Annotated in this window: 12 protein-coding genes and 3 pseudogenes; 13 read left to right on the forward strand and 2 right to left on the reverse strand. The window is 59.7% G+C overall.

From position 1 onward, the window contains the following. Nucleotides 1-27 precede the first annotated feature (27 nt). A pseudogene (locus L0Z65_RS15695) lies at nt 28-907 on the forward strand (LysR family transcriptional regulator). Then, a complete protein-coding gene (locus L0Z65_RS15700; protein ID WP_405109094.1) occupies nt 904-1,812 on the forward strand; it encodes a DMT family transporter in 909 nt (302 codons plus the stop codon). Before L0Z65_RS15695 ends, L0Z65_RS15700 begins: the two are co-directional and overlap by 4 nt. A gap of 6 nt (nt 1,813-1,818) precedes the next feature. Here L0Z65_RS15700 and L0Z65_RS15705 read toward each other — a convergent pair whose 3' ends face one another. After that, nucleotides 1,819-2,166, reverse strand: a complete 348-nt coding sequence (locus L0Z65_RS15705; protein ID WP_405109097.1) for an ArsR/SmtB family transcription factor — start codon at nt 2,164-2,166, stop codon at nt 1,819-1,821. A 95-nt stretch (nt 2,167-2,261) separates the two neighbouring features. On the opposite strand from L0Z65_RS15705, the gene L0Z65_RS15710 reads away from it, so the two are divergent. The 7 genes and pseudogenes from L0Z65_RS15710 to L0Z65_RS15740 all read left to right on the forward strand — a co-directional run bounded on the left by L0Z65_RS15710 (nt 2,262) and on the right by L0Z65_RS15740 (nt 6,948). Continuing rightward, on the forward strand, nt 2,262-3,155 hold the full coding sequence (locus L0Z65_RS15710) for a DMT family transporter (RefSeq protein ID WP_405109100.1): 894 nt from the start codon (nt 2,262-2,264) through the stop codon (nt 3,153-3,155). Between the two features lie 196 nt (nt 3,156-3,351). Next, nucleotides 3,352-3,696, forward strand: coding sequence for an AtpZ/AtpI family protein (locus L0Z65_RS15715; protein WP_014876092.1), 345 nt, complete (start codon nt 3,352-3,354; stop codon nt 3,694-3,696). A 27-nt stretch (nt 3,697-3,723) separates the two neighbouring features. After that, nucleotides 3,724-4,527 (forward strand): F0F1 ATP synthase subunit A, encoded by an 804-nt coding sequence (locus tag L0Z65_RS15720; RefSeq protein WP_040176175.1) that lies wholly within the window; start codon nt 3,724-3,726, stop codon nt 4,525-4,527. A gap of 57 nt (nt 4,528-4,584) precedes the next feature. Beyond that, nucleotides 4,585-4,809 carry a F0F1 ATP synthase subunit C gene (locus L0Z65_RS15725; RefSeq protein ID WP_008562443.1) on the forward strand — a complete coding sequence of 75 codons (225 nt, stop codon included), beginning with the start codon at nt 4,585-4,587 and terminating at the stop codon, nt 4,807-4,809. Between the two features lie 86 nt (nt 4,810-4,895). Then, entirely contained in the window at nt 4,896-5,441 is a 546-nt protein-coding gene (locus L0Z65_RS15730; RefSeq protein ID WP_014876090.1) for a F0F1 ATP synthase subunit B', read from the forward strand. Nucleotides 5,442-5,445: 4 nt separating this feature from the next. Then, nucleotides 5,446-6,005: pseudogene (locus tag L0Z65_RS15735) on the forward strand (F0F1 ATP synthase subunit B). Between the two features lie 193 nt (nt 6,006-6,198). Continuing rightward, entirely contained in the window at nt 6,199-6,948 is a 750-nt protein-coding gene (locus L0Z65_RS15740) for an N-acetyltransferase (protein WP_405109105.1), read from the forward strand. Between the two features lie 37 nt (nt 6,949-6,985). On the opposite strand, the gene L0Z65_RS15745 is transcribed toward L0Z65_RS15740, so the two are convergent. Then, complete coding sequence (locus tag L0Z65_RS15745; RefSeq protein ID WP_096872739.1) at nt 6,986-7,756, reverse strand: FadR/GntR family transcriptional regulator; 771 nt, start codon at nt 7,754-7,756, stop codon at nt 6,986-6,988. Between the two features lie 158 nt (nt 7,757-7,914). Here L0Z65_RS15745 and L0Z65_RS15750 point away from each other — a divergent pair, with 158 nt between their 5' ends. The 4 genes and pseudogenes from L0Z65_RS15750 to L0Z65_RS15765 all read left to right on the forward strand — a co-directional run bounded on the left by L0Z65_RS15750 (nt 7,915) and on the right by L0Z65_RS15765 (nt 12,814). Beyond that, nucleotides 7,915-8,250 (forward strand): hypothetical protein, encoded by a 336-nt coding sequence (locus L0Z65_RS15750; RefSeq protein WP_096872738.1) that lies wholly within the window; start codon nt 7,915-7,917, stop codon nt 8,248-8,250. Nucleotides 8,251-8,376: 126 nt separating this feature from the next. Further along, nucleotides 8,377-11,834 (forward strand): annotated as a pseudogene (locus tag L0Z65_RS15755) (chromosome segregation SMC family protein). A 58-nt stretch (nt 11,835-11,892) separates the two neighbouring features. Continuing rightward, complete coding sequence (locus L0Z65_RS15760) at nt 11,893-12,360, forward strand: YbjN domain-containing protein (protein WP_096872736.1); 468 nt, start codon at nt 11,893-11,895, stop codon at nt 12,358-12,360. 64 nt (nt 12,361-12,424) lie between these two features. Continuing rightward, nucleotides 12,425-12,814 carry a hypothetical protein gene (locus tag L0Z65_RS15765; protein ID WP_405109110.1) on the forward strand — a complete coding sequence of 130 codons (390 nt, stop codon included), beginning with the start codon at nt 12,425-12,427 and terminating at the stop codon, nt 12,812-12,814. Nucleotides 12,815-12,828: the final 14 nt, after the last annotated feature.

Below are 12,828 nucleotides of genomic sequence, written 5' to 3' on the forward strand. Positions count from 1 at the left end.
CAAGTGATACGCAGATGAGAGGTGATCATGGAAAACTGGGACGAGGTACGCACCGCCTATCAGGTGGCTCGGATGGGAACCGTGAGCGGCGCCGCCGAGGTGTTGGGCGTCCATCACGCGACAGTCATCCGCCACGTCGATGCGATTGAGGCGCGTCTCGGCGTCAAGCTGTTCCAGCGCCACGCGCGTGGCTACACCCCGACAGAGGCTTAGCCAAGATCTGCTGCGGGTGGCGCAGGCCACGGACGATCAGTTTGGTCAGCTGGTTGGTCGGCTCAAGGGGCATGGGGATGCGGTATCCGGCGAATTGGTCGTGACCTCGCTGTCCTCGATGTCGACACTGCTGGTTCCCGCGCTCACGGAATTTCAGCGTCAACACCCCGAGTTGGTGATCCGCTTTCTGACCGGTAGCCGCCTGTTTCGGCTGGAATACGGGGAGGCGCATGTCGCGATCCGCGCCGGATCTCCGCCGGAACAGCCCGACAATGTGGTTCAGCCCTTCATGCGGCAACAACACGGGCTTTACGCCAGTGCCTCCTATATTGAACGGTTCGGTCCGCTGAAAGGGCTGGACGATATGTCCAACCATCGGTTCATCTGCAATGACGACATAGATAGCCGGGCGCCTTATTCCCGCTGGCTGCGTGCCCACGCGCCCGAGAGTGCGCTGTCGTTTCGCTGCGTGAACGCCGTCTCGATGCAGGAGGCTCTGCTGGCAGGAGCGGGGATTGGTTTCCTGACCCGCTGGGAGGCGGAGCGGCATCCTGGGTTGACCCAGATGATGGAACCCCTGCCAGAGTGGGCGGGCGAATTGTGGCTTGTCACCCATGTTGATCTGCACCGCACGACCAAGGTGCAGAGTTTCCTCAGCTTCCTGAAAGCCGAAGCCAAGGCCTGGACCGCATGACACCGAGCTATCGCGGTCATCTCGCAATGCTGGTGTTCTCGGCCTTGGTGGCCGGATCGTTTTCGCTTGGCGCGATGGTGGCCAATGACATCGCTCCCATGGCCCTCAATGCCATTCGGTTTGTGATTGCTGCGGTGGTGATCGGCATTGCGGCACAGCTCACCCATGGCCTGCGCCGAAAGGATTTTGTGGCGCCTTGGCGTTTCCTCGTGCTGGGGGGGCTGTTTGCCATCTACTTCGTGCTGATGTTCTACGGATTGCAAACCGCCGCGCCAGTGAGTGCGGCTGCGGTATTTACACTTACACCGGTGCTGAGTGGGGTATTCGGATGGATCCTGCTACGCCAGATCACGACATGGCGGATGGCGCTGGCGTTGGCGATTGGTGCTGTGGGGGCAATCTGGGTGATTTTTCGCGGCGACCTGTCGGCCATCTGGGCCTTTGAAATTGGCCGTGGAGAGATGATATATTTCTGGGGATGTGTGGCCCACGCCGCCTATACGCCGATGGTGCGCTTGCTGAACCGGGGCGAGCCCGCGGTGGTGTTCACCTTCGGGATGTTGGTCGCGGGCGCAATAATCCTGTTGGTTGTCGGCTGGGGCGACATTCGCGCCACGGATTGGACCGGGCTGTCACCGCTTGTCTGGGTGGTCCTGCTCTATGTCGCGCTGATCGCCAGTGCCGCCACCTTTGTTCTGCTGCAATATGCAACGCTTCATCTGCCCTCAGCCAAGGTCATGGCCTATACCTATCTGACCCCAAGCTGGGTCATCTTGTGGGAAATTGCGCTGGGCCGTCCGGCCCCTAGTGGCATCGTGGCGCTGGGCGTGGTTTGCACCATCTGGGCGCTTTGGTTGCTGCTACAGGAGGGGCGCAGCGCAGTGCCGACTACGCAATCAGGCTAACCCGCCTCACTCGGAGGATGGATCTGCTGTCGGGCGGCCGAGTTCGGTTTCCAGAAAGCGCTCAAATGCGTCCAGATTGACGGGTTCGAACTGACCAAACCCCTGCATCCAGACGGAGGCGGACCGCATGGCGTCCGGCTGCAGTTTGCACCACTTCACGCGGCCACGTTTTTCCTGCGCAATGAGGCCTGCTCGTGTCAGGATCATCAGGTGTTTGGAGATCGCCGCAAGCGACATGTCAAACGGTTCAGCAACATCTGTGACGGCCATGTCGTCCTCCAGCAGCATGGTCAGAATGCTGCGCCGGGTTGGGTCCGCAAGGGCGGCAAATACGGTATCAAGAGGATCGCTCATGCCGACACACCTAAACCGCAAGATGCGGGTCGACAATCCCAAGCCGCTAGCCGCATATCACCGGCAACGACGACAGAGCGCGAAAGAGACATGATATGGCATTGAAATACTGGGCGGCGATCTTTGTACTGGGGATCGGCTGGGGCATGTCCTTCATGTTCAATGCTGTTTTGCTGCGCGAGCTGGGACCATTGTCGGTGTCCATGGGGCGGGTTGGCTTTGGTGCGCTGGGATGTTGGATCTATGTCGTGGCGGCGCGTAAGCGGGTGCCGGACCAACCACGGCGTTGGCTGGCGCTGTTTGGTTTTGGTGTCCTGAGCTATGCGGCGCCCTTTGCCTTCTACGCGCTGGGACAGCAGCATATTGCCAGCGGCGTGGCCGGGATCCTGAATGCGTTTACCCCGGCGCTTGCTGTTATGGTAGCGCATTTCTGGCCGGGTGGAGAGCGGGCGACCTGGCAGAAATCACTGGGCGTGGTTTTCGGCTTTCTTGGTATTCTAGTCTTGTCGTGGCCGCTGCTGCAGGGCGGACGCCAGTCCGAGGTCTGGGCTGTGCTTGTTACGCTTTGCGCGCCGCTGTGTTACGCGTTTTCGGTCAATATTGCCCGCCAGTTCCGTGATATTGATCCCGTGGTCCTTGTCGCTGTTGCCTTGACCGGGGCCACTGCGGCCATCACGCCGCTGGCGATTTGGGCCGAAGGTCTGCCGGTGATCACCCGATTGGAGACTTGGGGCGCATTGTTCATTATCGGTTTCATCCTGACGTCCGCAGCTTTCATTCTGTTCTATTGGGTTCTGCCTCGGGTTGGGCCGACCAATATCACCCTGCCAACGCTGATCGCGCCGGTTTCCGCCCTGGCGATGGGGGCCTGGATCTTGCAGGAGCCGCTCAAACTGGAGCACCTGACAGGGATGAGCCTGATCCTGATCGGACTGGTGCTGATCGATGGTCGCCTGCTGCGTAAAATCCGGCGTCGACCGGCCCTCTGATAAAATCAACCTTTTGGTTGAATATGGATTTTGACCGAAAAACCATCGTCTGTTCGCCAGATGGGCAGGAGGTGATGCGATAGGCCCCAGGCATAACTTAATAATTACAATGAGTTGCGCTCGACGTCGCAGGGCTTTCAGGGTTGTTGACTCTGAGGCGAGGACTCCTTAGCACCGCAACAGAATTCACGTGAGGATGGCGACCGTGTCACAAGAGCCAGACAAGCAGCGCTTGGCGCAGCTAGAGGCCAAGTTGGCAGAGGCGCGTAAGGCCCAAGAGCCCAAGCCGCGCGTGGATGAGCATTATTCGACGGCCAATCAGGCTTGGCGGATGGTGATTGAGTTGGTGGCCGGTCTGATGATCGGCTTTGGTATCGGATACGGGTTGGACCTTCTGCTTGGGACCATACCGATCTTTCTGGTGCTGTTCACGATGCTGGGTCTGGCGGCCGGGGTGAAGACAATGCTCCGCAGCGCGCAAGAGATCCAGGAAAAGAAACTGGCCGAAATGGCCGAACAAGATGCGCAGGACCGGGACTGATCCCCCGGCGACAGGAGAAACGGGACAATGGGCAAACTAATCTTTGGTGCAGCTTTTCTGCTGGTACTTGCGTCTGGGCTGTTCTTTGCCCCCGCTATTCCGGGCCTCCAGATCCATCCGACTGACCAGTTCCTGGTCAAGCCGCTGGGTGGCGCAGGTGAGCTGAACTTCTACACCCCGACCAACGTGACCCTCTGGATGGGTCTGGCGATTGTCGCGATCTTCGCGCTGATGGTTCTGGGGTCTGCAAAACGCGCGATTGTCCCGTCGCGCATCCAGTCGGTTGCCGAACTCGCCTATGGCTTCATCTATAAAATGGTCGAAGATGTGACCGGCAAAGACGGTCTGAAGTTCTTCCCCTATATTATGACCCTGTTCATGTTCATCCTGACCGCGAACATGCTGGGCCTGATCCCGGGCAGCTTCACCACCACATCGCATTTTGCCGTAACAGCAGTTCTGGCCATGCTGGTGTTCGTGACTGTTACTGTGACTGGTTTCGTGCTGCACGGGACTAAGTTTCTGGGCCTGTTCTGGGTTGGCTCCGCACCGCTGGCATTGCGCCCGGTGCTCGCGATCATCGAACTGATTTCCTATTTTGTGCGTCCTGTCAGCCACTGCATCCGTCTTGCAGGTAACGTGATGGCGGGCCACGCGGTTCTGAAGGTATTCGCAGGTTTTGCAGGCGCATTGGGCCTGTTCAGTTTCCTGCCGATCTTTGCCATCACCGCGGTTTACGCACTCGAAGTTCTCGTGGCCTTCATTCAGGCCTACGTGTTCACCATTCTGACCTGCGTGTACCTGAAGGACGCGCTGCACCCGTCGCACTAAGACGCGGTCAGGTCCGAACAATAAGATCCTCAACTTCCAATCGTAAGGAGATACACAATGGAAGGCGAACTCGCACACATCGGCGCTGGCCTGGCTGGCATGGGTACTGGTATTGCTGCACTGGGTGTTGGCAACGTTGCTGCTAACTTCCTGGCAGGCGCTCTGCGCAACCCCTCCGCGGCTGCTTCCCAGACCGCAACCCTCTTCATCGGCATTGCATTTGCAGAAGCTCTGGGCATCTTCTCGTTCCTGGTCGCTCTGCTGCTGATGTTCGCCGTCTAAGACCCTTCGGAACCATTTTCCTTACGGCCGGGCGGTGTGGATGACCGCGCCGCCCGGTGTAACGGCAAGTTCCCTAGGAGGACGACATGGCAACTCAGACGCAGGACGCAGGTCACGGTGCCGCAGAGGCCGCCCACGGTTCGGGCGGTATGCCGCAGCTGGACTTCTCGACCTATGCGAACCAGATCTTCTGGCTCGTGGTCACGCTCGTCGTGATCTATTTCATCCTGTCGCGCATCGCGCTGCCCCGCATTGCGGCAGTGTTGGCCGAGCGTCAGGGAACCATTACCAACGACCTCGCCGCGGCTGAAGACCTGAAGGCCAAAGCCGTAGAGGCCGAAACCGCTTATAACCAAGCTCTGGCAGATGCCCGTGCAGAGGCTCAGCGCATCGCTGCTGAAACCCGTGCGGAAATTCAGGCAGATCTGGATGAGGCCATTGCCAAGGCAGACGCACAGATTGCGGCCAAGGCAGCGGAATCAGAAGCCGTCATCGCCGAGATCAAGGCCGGTGCCATCGCCAGCGTCGAAGCCGTCGCTGTTGATACCGCCGCTGAGATCGTCGCCACCTTTGGTGGCAAGGCAGACGAAAAAGCCGTCGCAGCTGCGGTTGCCGACCGGATGAAAGGATAAGAACATGCGCTCTGTACTGGCTCTTGCTCTGACCTTTGGTGCCACCAGCCCCGCATTCGCGGCGTCCGGCCCGTTCCTGTCGATGAGCAACACCGACTTTGTCGTGACGCTCGCATTCCTGCTGTTCGTCGGCATCCTGCTTTATGCGAAGGTGCCCGGTCTGTTGGGTGGCCAGCTGGACGCTCGCGCCGAAGGCATCAAGAGGACCTCGAAGAGGCCCGTGCCCTGCGTGAAGAAGCTCAGACCATTCTGGCCTCTTACGAACGCAAGCAGCAGGAAGTTCAGGCGCAGGCCGATCGGATCGTTGCGTCGGCGCGTGAAGATGCTGCGAAAGCAGCTGACCAAGCCAAGGCTGACCTGGAAGTCTCGATTGCGCGTCGCATGACCGCTGCCGAGGAACAGATCACAGCGGCGCAGGACGCCGCGGTGAAAGAAGTGCGCGATCAGGCAATCACTGTTGCAATTGCAGCGGCGGATGCGGTGATCTCGAAACAGATGACAGCGACCGAAGCCAACAAGCTGATCGACGCTGCTATCGCCGACGTGGACGCCAAGCTGCACTAATTTGCTCTTGCATCGACGCTGTTAAAGAACCCGGCCCAAGTGGCCGGGTTTTTTGTATTCAAATGCGTTGCCTGCGATAACCGCGCACATCCTTACTTCCCCTAAAATGGTGGATTGAACGCAGGCTGAGCGATAGAAGAGAGCGCAAGACCCTGCCCGCTGGCGGGGCTTTCGGTTACCAGAGGAGTCACAGATGCGCGCCCATCCGACGGCCATTGTCAGCCCCAAAGCCAAGATCCACCCGAGTGTCGAAATCGGCCCCTTTTCGATCGTTCATGACAACGTCGAAATTGGCGCGGGGACCAGCATCGGAAGCAATTGTGAACTGGGCGTCGCAACCCGTCTGGGGGATGGCTCTCCGTTGCGCATCGGGGAAGAGTCGACGATCCGCTCCCATAGCGTTTTCTACGAAAGCTCAGGCTTCGGTGATGGCCTGGTGACCGGGCATCGGGTCACAGTGCGCGAACTCACCCAGGCCGGACGCGGGTTTCAGATTGGCACGCTGAGCGATATCCAGGGTCATTGCACAGTTGGCGACTACGTGCGGCTGCACAGCAACGTGCACATCGGACAAAAGAGCGTTGTTGAAGACTATGTTTGGATCTTTCCCTACGTCGTGCTGACCAATGATCCGCATCCGCCGAGCGAGGTTTTACTGGGTGCGCGGATCAAATCATTTGCCGTGATCGCCACGATGACCACTGTTCTGCCGGGGGTCACTGTCGGGGAGGGGGCCCTGGTGGGTGCGTGCAGCGCTGTTACAAAAGATGTTGCAGACCATCGGATCGCAGTCGGAAATCCTGCTGTTGATCGGGGGGATGCCAATCGGGTTCGCCTGAAGGATGGCACTGACCGGGCGGCCTACCCGTGGAAATCCCATTTCCACCGAGGATACCCCGAGGCCGTCGTTGCCGAGTGGATGGCGTCTTTACCCAAATCCTGATGGGGTACAGGCTGTTTAAACCTGCGGATGGGCTCTCTCAGGTTTTGCTGATTTCATGCTGCAGACGTTGCTTGGCCACCTCTGCATTGCGCAGCGCGCGCTGATGGTCAGTCAGGGCCTGTTTCACATAATCCAGATGGGTTTCAACAGCGGCCCGTGCTGCCGACGGGTCGCGGGCCTGTAGCGCGGCGTTGATGGCGCTGTGCTGGGCCAATAGGGCATCGCGCGTGGTGTGCTGCTGGAACATAACGCGACGGTTATAGAAAACACCTTCACGCAGCAGCTCAAACATCGAGCGCATCATATGCAGCATGACCACATTGTGGCTCGCATCCATGATTGCGGAATGAAACTGGGCGTCGAGCGCGGCTGCCTCTTCTGAAATGGCGGGATCACCGGCCTGCTCCATCTTGTCAAAAATTGTCTGGATCACCTCCAGATCATAGTCGGATCCGTATTTGGCGGCGCGCTCGGCGGCCAGGCCTTCCATATCTCGGCGAAAGCTGAGGTAGTCGAAAACCGCCTCGTCATGGCTTGCAAACAACTGAACCAAGGCCGGTGAAAACGCAGAGCCAAGCACATCGGCAACAAACACTCCGGCGCCCGCCCGCGAGACCAGCAAACCGCGGTCCTGCAGTTCGGCCAGCGCATCGCGCAAGGAGGGCCGTGAGACCCCCAGACGCTCCGCCAACTCCCGCTCGGCTGGGAGCCTTTCGCCGGGGGTGAGGATTCCGCGCAGGATGAACTGCTCAATCTGGCGCACCACAGACGCTGAGAGTTTTTCGGGCTGTACTTTTTGAAAGGGCATGCTGTCAGTCTTTTGGATGCGCGATTGGTCAAAACATATGACCACGGGGCCAAGGTCATCGCAAGAGGATGTGCGCCCAATCAGCAGACAGCGCGCCTATTCCATGCTAGGTCGAAGGGACGAGCGAAGACCCAGTCTCATTCGGCGCAGGGATACAGATGCGTGATATTATCAGGCGAGCGGTTCCATTCCGCTCTATTTTTATGTTCCTTCTTGCTGTTCCGCTTGCAGCCTGCGATACGGCAAGCCCGCATTTCCGTGGTCAAGCGGTGCAGAGGATCACGGTGGAGGGCAGCGTATTTGAGGTGCGCCTGCGCGGATCACTCGCAGAGGCGGTGCGCGTCAATCCTCAATATGCGCCGCGCCTTGGCCCCATCCGGAACCGCGCGCAACGTGCCATGGAAATGGCAAGCGGCTGCCCAGTGCGCGATGTCCTGGGCGATCAGGCTGTCCTCGTCGGGCGCTTGGACTGCGGGAGCGGCGAAGCCGCGTAATGAAGAGTTATCCACAATATATGGTGGCGATATGACGCTGACCCAGCGGATTTGGGGGGCGGCCACATTGACAGTGGTGTAACAAACCCATGACACTTACATCCCAATGAATCACAGGATATCGGCTTGCGCTTCTCGAAACTCAGACTGAACGGCTTCAAGAGCTTTGTGGACCCAACGGATCTGTTGATCGCAGATGGCCTGACCGGGGTTGTCGGCCCAAACGGCTGTGGCAAATCCAACCTTCTTGAGGCGCTGCGCTGGGTGATGGGCGAAAACCGCCCAAAGGCAATGCGTGGCGGCGGTATGGAAGACGTGATCTTCGCGGGCACCAGTTCCAGGCCAGCCCGCAATTTTGCCGAAGTCAGCCTGCAGATCGACAACGGTGAGCGGCTGGCCCCATCTGGTTTCAACGAGAGTGACAATCTGGAAATTCTGCGCCGTATCACCCGTGATGTTGGCAGCGCCTACAAGACCAACGGGAAAGATGTGCGCGCGCGCGATGTGCAGATGTTGTTTGCCGATGCCTCAACTGGCGCGCATTCTCCTGCCCTGGTCCGACAGGGGCAAATTGCTGAGTTGATCAATGCCAAACCGAAGGCACGGCGGCGTATTCTGGAAGAGGCGGCAGGTATCTCTGGCCTCTACCAGCGGCGGCACGAGGCCGAGCTGAAGCTGAAAAACACCGAACAGAACCTGTTGCGCGTCGACGATGTGATTGAACAGCTCGCAGCACAACTCTCGCAGTTGGCCCGTCAGGCGCGTCAGGCACAGCGGTATCGCGATATCGGTGAACAGCTGCGCCGGGCCGAGGGCATGTTGCTGTATCGTCGTTGGCGAGAGGCAGACGACGCGCGGCTGGAAGCTGAAGACATCCTGCGCAGCCGCGAGACCCAGGCGGCCAAGGCCGAGGCGCTGGCCCGTGTTGCTGATGGCAAGCGGCTGGAGGCTGAGAGTGCACTGCCTCCTCTGCGCGAAGAGGAAGCCATTGCTGCTGCCGTGCTGCAACGGCTGTTTGTTCAGCGCGATGCACTGAGTGATCAGGAAGCGCAGGCGCGTCAGACAATCGAAACGCTGACCAACCGTGTGGCGCAGCTTGGCCGCGATATTGAGCGCGAAAGCGGGCTGAACCGGGATGCTTAGGCGAAACGATTGAACGGTTGGACTGGGAACAGCGTGAACTGGCGCGGGCCGCTATCGGTCACGATGATCGCATGGCTGAGGCAGCCGAGCGGTCGCGAGAAGCAGTCTCGGTGCTTCAGGCCCGCGAAGAACATCTGACAAGCCTGACAGAAGATGTCGCGCGGCTTGCAGCGCGCCATCAATCAGCGCAGCGTCAGGTCGAGGATTGCCGTCGTGCTTTGCTTCGTGCCGAGGAGGACGGGGGCAGTTCCCGTGACGCGATGGCCGAGGCCCGCGATACACTGGCTCAGGCAGAGGCCGCGTTTGAAGCCGCGATCGAGGCCGAGGAGGAAGCGCGCGCTGCTGCTGAGCTCGCGGATGAGGCGCTCGCTGCGGCCGACGAGGCGCGCAATGATACCCAATCGCGCGAGGCTGAGGCCCGCGCCCGCCGCTCTGAGGCGGAGGGCGAATTGGGCGCACTGCGGGCGGAGGTGACGGCGCTTGCGAAGCTTGTGGAGCGCGATACCGCCGAGGGCGGCCATGTTCTGGACGAGATGCGCGTTGCAGCGGGATACGAGAAAGCGCTTGGCGCGGCTCTTGCCGATGACCTGCGTGCGCCCCTGGCGGAGGTTGATGGGCCGAGCGGTTGGGTCACTTTGCCACCATATGACGGAGATGCGCCGCTACCAGCGGGGGCGGTGCCGCTCTCACTGCATGTCAGTTGCCCCGATGCGCTGCATCGTCGGATTTCTCAGGTTGGCCTTGTCGATGGGGATGCCGCACGTGATCTGCATTCGCGGCTGATGCCAGGGCAGCGTCTGGTTACTCTGGAAGGCGATCTGTGGCGCTGGGATGGGTTCCGGGCCTGGGCTGAGGATGCGCCAAGTGCAGCGGCGTTACGGCTGGAGCAGATGAACCGTCTTGAAGCGCTGAAACAGGATATGGAGCATGTCGGTGCGCGCGCGGATGGGGCCAAGGCTGCGCATGAGGTTCTGATGCGCAAGCTGGCGGAGGTCACCACCGCCGATCAGGCCGCGCGTCAGGCGCGCCGGGTTGCCGATCAACGCGTCGCTGACGTGGCGCGCGCGCTGAGCCGGGCTGAAAGCCATCGCAATCTGTCCGAAGGCAAGCTGGAAACCCTTGGCATCGCGGTTGCCCGACATGAAGAAGACGCCGCCGCTGCGCAGACACAGCTGACGGAAGCGGAAACGGCTGTCGAAGGGCTGGAAGACCTCGCTGAGGCGCGTGCCAAGGTTGAGGACGTAAAACAGGCGGTGGAAGCGGCTCGGATCACCATGCTGACCCATCGGTCGACGCAGGATGAGCTGCGGCGTGAGGGAGAGGCCCGCACTGCACGTGGGCAGCAGGTCACCAAGGATCTCTCCGGGTGGCGCCACCGACTGGAAAGCGCAGACAGGCGGATTGCCGAGTTGACGGAGCGGCGTGCCGCAACCGAGGAAGAGCTGCAAGAAGCACATGCGGTGCCTGCCGAGATTGCGGAAACCCACGAGGAACTAAACCTTGCCATTGAAGAGGCTGAAGCGCGCAAAGCGGTTGCCTCAGATGCACTGATTGGTGCCGAAACCGTCCTGCGCGATGCCGTTCAAAATGAGCGGGAATGCGCGCGACTGGCCTCTGAGGCGCGCGAGGCACGGGCCCGGTCAGAGGCGCGTTGTGACGCAGCCCGCGAAGCCGTTGGTCATGCCGAGGCGCGTATTCGCGAAGAACAGCAGACAGTACCTGACGATCTGTTGGCCAGCCTTAATGCCACACCTGAAGACATGCCGAACGCGGAGGAGCTGGAGGCAGAGGTCAACCGTCATAAGCGTCAGCGCGACGCACTGGGAGCGGTCAATCTGCGTGCAGAAGAAGATGCGCGCGCGGTCCAGGACGAGCACGACCAATTGGTGCGCGAAAAGGCTGATCTGGAAGAGGCCGTGAAGACGCTAAGGGCGGGTATCGCCAGCCTCAATCGCGAAGGTCGCGAACGGTTGCTGACCGCGTTTGAGGAGGTGAATGCGAGCTTTACCATGCTGTTCACTCATCTCTTCGGCGGTGGGGAGGCCAATCTGGTCATGGTCGAAAGTGATGATCCGCTGGATGCCGGGCTTGAAATCATGTGCCAGCCGCCGGGCAAGAAACTCTCGACGTTGTCACTGCTGTCAGGGGGCGAGCAGACATTGACCGCTATGGCTCTGATTTTCGCGGTGTTTCTGTCCAACCCGGCGCCGATCTGTGTGCTGGACGAGGTGGACGCGCCGCTGGACGATGCCAATGTCACTCGCTTCTGCGATTTGCTGGACGAGATGTGCCGCCAGACCGACACGCGCTTTCTGATCATTACGCACCATGCGGTGACGATGGCGCGGATGGACCGGCTGTTCGGGGTCACGATGCAGGAAAAAGGTGTCAGCCAACTGGTGTCCGTGGATCTCAAGAAAGCCGAGGCGCTGGTCGCCTGACCCCTTGTTCCAACGCGGCGCAGGTTCTATCGTCGGCGCGCCAATGACAGGATTTACAATGAAATTTCTTTCTCTACTGACCGCCGCTGCCCTGTTTGTCCTCCCGGGCCTTGGGCATGCTGAAAACATTCTGGCCAAGGATGCGACCACCCTTGCGCGCTTCTTTGAAACGGAAGGCGTCGAATTTGAGGTCACCACCGATGATGTCGGCGATCCAAAGCTGAAGGTCGACTACTACGGCAATGATTTCTCGATCTATTTCTACGGCTGCGAAAACAACAAGAACTGTGATGCGATCCAGTTTTTCTCCGGCTATCAGACAGATGGCGGCGTGCGTGTGGTCAAGATCAATGAGTGGAACACCGAAAACCGGTTTGGTCGGGCCTATATTTCGGACGAAGGGTCGGCTCGGGTCGAATTGGATGTGTATCTGGGGGACACCGGCATGAACCCCGACGATTTTGCTGAGCTGCTCGGTTATTGGTCGCGGATCGTTCAGGAATTCGAGGACTTCATCAACTGGTGACAACACCTGCCCTGTCACCGAAATGTGAGGTGGGGCCGAGAGAGAATACCGCTAGGCTGGCAGCATGAAACATTTCACGCTGCTGGCCTTTTTTGTACTTCTCGGATCAATCCAAGTGCCGGGCACGGTCTTGGCGCAGGATGGGGCCATGCGGGTGGGTGATCAGCCCTATGACGAAGAGGCGCTTGCGGCGCTGCCGGGGCAATCTTTTGTTTTTTATGATGATGGTGAGGCGCTGTTCGGGGACGACGGAGCCTATTCCTACACTTATTCAGCGGCGAATGGCGGTGGCACTGCATGGGGCAGCTATCGTGTCGCGCAGGATGGTCAGGTCTGTGTGACTTTCGTCAATGGTATGTCCCGTTGCGATCAATATGTGACCAACCGGGATCGCACTGTGGTCATTACCTCTGAGGGGCAGAGGTTCCCGGTGCGATCATCGCAAATTCCCTGAGACACAATCCCGCG

The organism is Phaeobacter sp. BS52 (genome assembly GCF_045040595.1).
Taxonomy (GTDB): domain Bacteria; phylum Pseudomonadota; class Alphaproteobacteria; order Rhodobacterales; family Rhodobacteraceae; genus Phaeobacter; species Phaeobacter piscinae.

Bases quoted from the DNA above. Each gene is read 5' to 3' on its own strand.
- L0Z65_RS15730 (WP_014876090.1), top strand. From the start codon at position 4,896: ATGGCAACTCAGACGCAGGACGCAGGTCACGGTGCCGCAGAGGCCGCC.
- L0Z65_RS15760 (WP_096872736.1), top strand. From the start codon at position 11,893: ATGAAATTTCTTTCTCTACTGACCGCCGCTGCCCTGTTTGTCCTCCCG.
- L0Z65_RS15700 (WP_405109094.1), top strand. From the start codon at position 904: ATGACACCGAGCTATCGCGGTCATCTCGCAATGCTGGTGTTCTCGGCC.
- L0Z65_RS15750 (WP_096872738.1), top strand. From the start codon at position 7,915: ATGCGTGATATTATCAGGCGAGCGGTTCCATTCCGCTCTATTTTTATG.
- L0Z65_RS15740 (WP_405109105.1), top strand. From the start codon at position 6,199: ATGCGCGCCCATCCGACGGCCATTGTCAGCCCCAAAGCCAAGATCCAC.
- L0Z65_RS15720 (WP_040176175.1), top strand. From the start codon at position 3,724: ATGGGCAAACTAATCTTTGGTGCAGCTTTTCTGCTGGTACTTGCGTCT.
- L0Z65_RS15715 (WP_014876092.1), top strand. From the start codon at position 3,352: ATGGCGACCGTGTCACAAGAGCCAGACAAGCAGCGCTTGGCGCAGCTA.
- L0Z65_RS15725 (WP_008562443.1), top strand. From the start codon at position 4,585: ATGGAAGGCGAACTCGCACACATCGGCGCTGGCCTGGCTGGCATGGGT.
- L0Z65_RS15710 (WP_405109100.1), top strand. From the start codon at position 2,262: ATGGCATTGAAATACTGGGCGGCGATCTTTGTACTGGGGATCGGCTGG.
- L0Z65_RS15705 (WP_405109097.1), bottom strand. From the start codon at position 2,166: ATGAGCGATCCTCTTGATACCGTATTTGCCGCCCTTGCGGACCCAACC.
- L0Z65_RS15745 (WP_096872739.1), bottom strand. From the start codon at position 7,756: ATGCCCTTTCAAAAAGTACAGCCCGAAAAACTCTCAGCGTCTGTGGTG.
- L0Z65_RS15765 (WP_405109110.1), top strand. From the start codon at position 12,425: ATGAAACATTTCACGCTGCTGGCCTTTTTTGTACTTCTCGGATCAATC.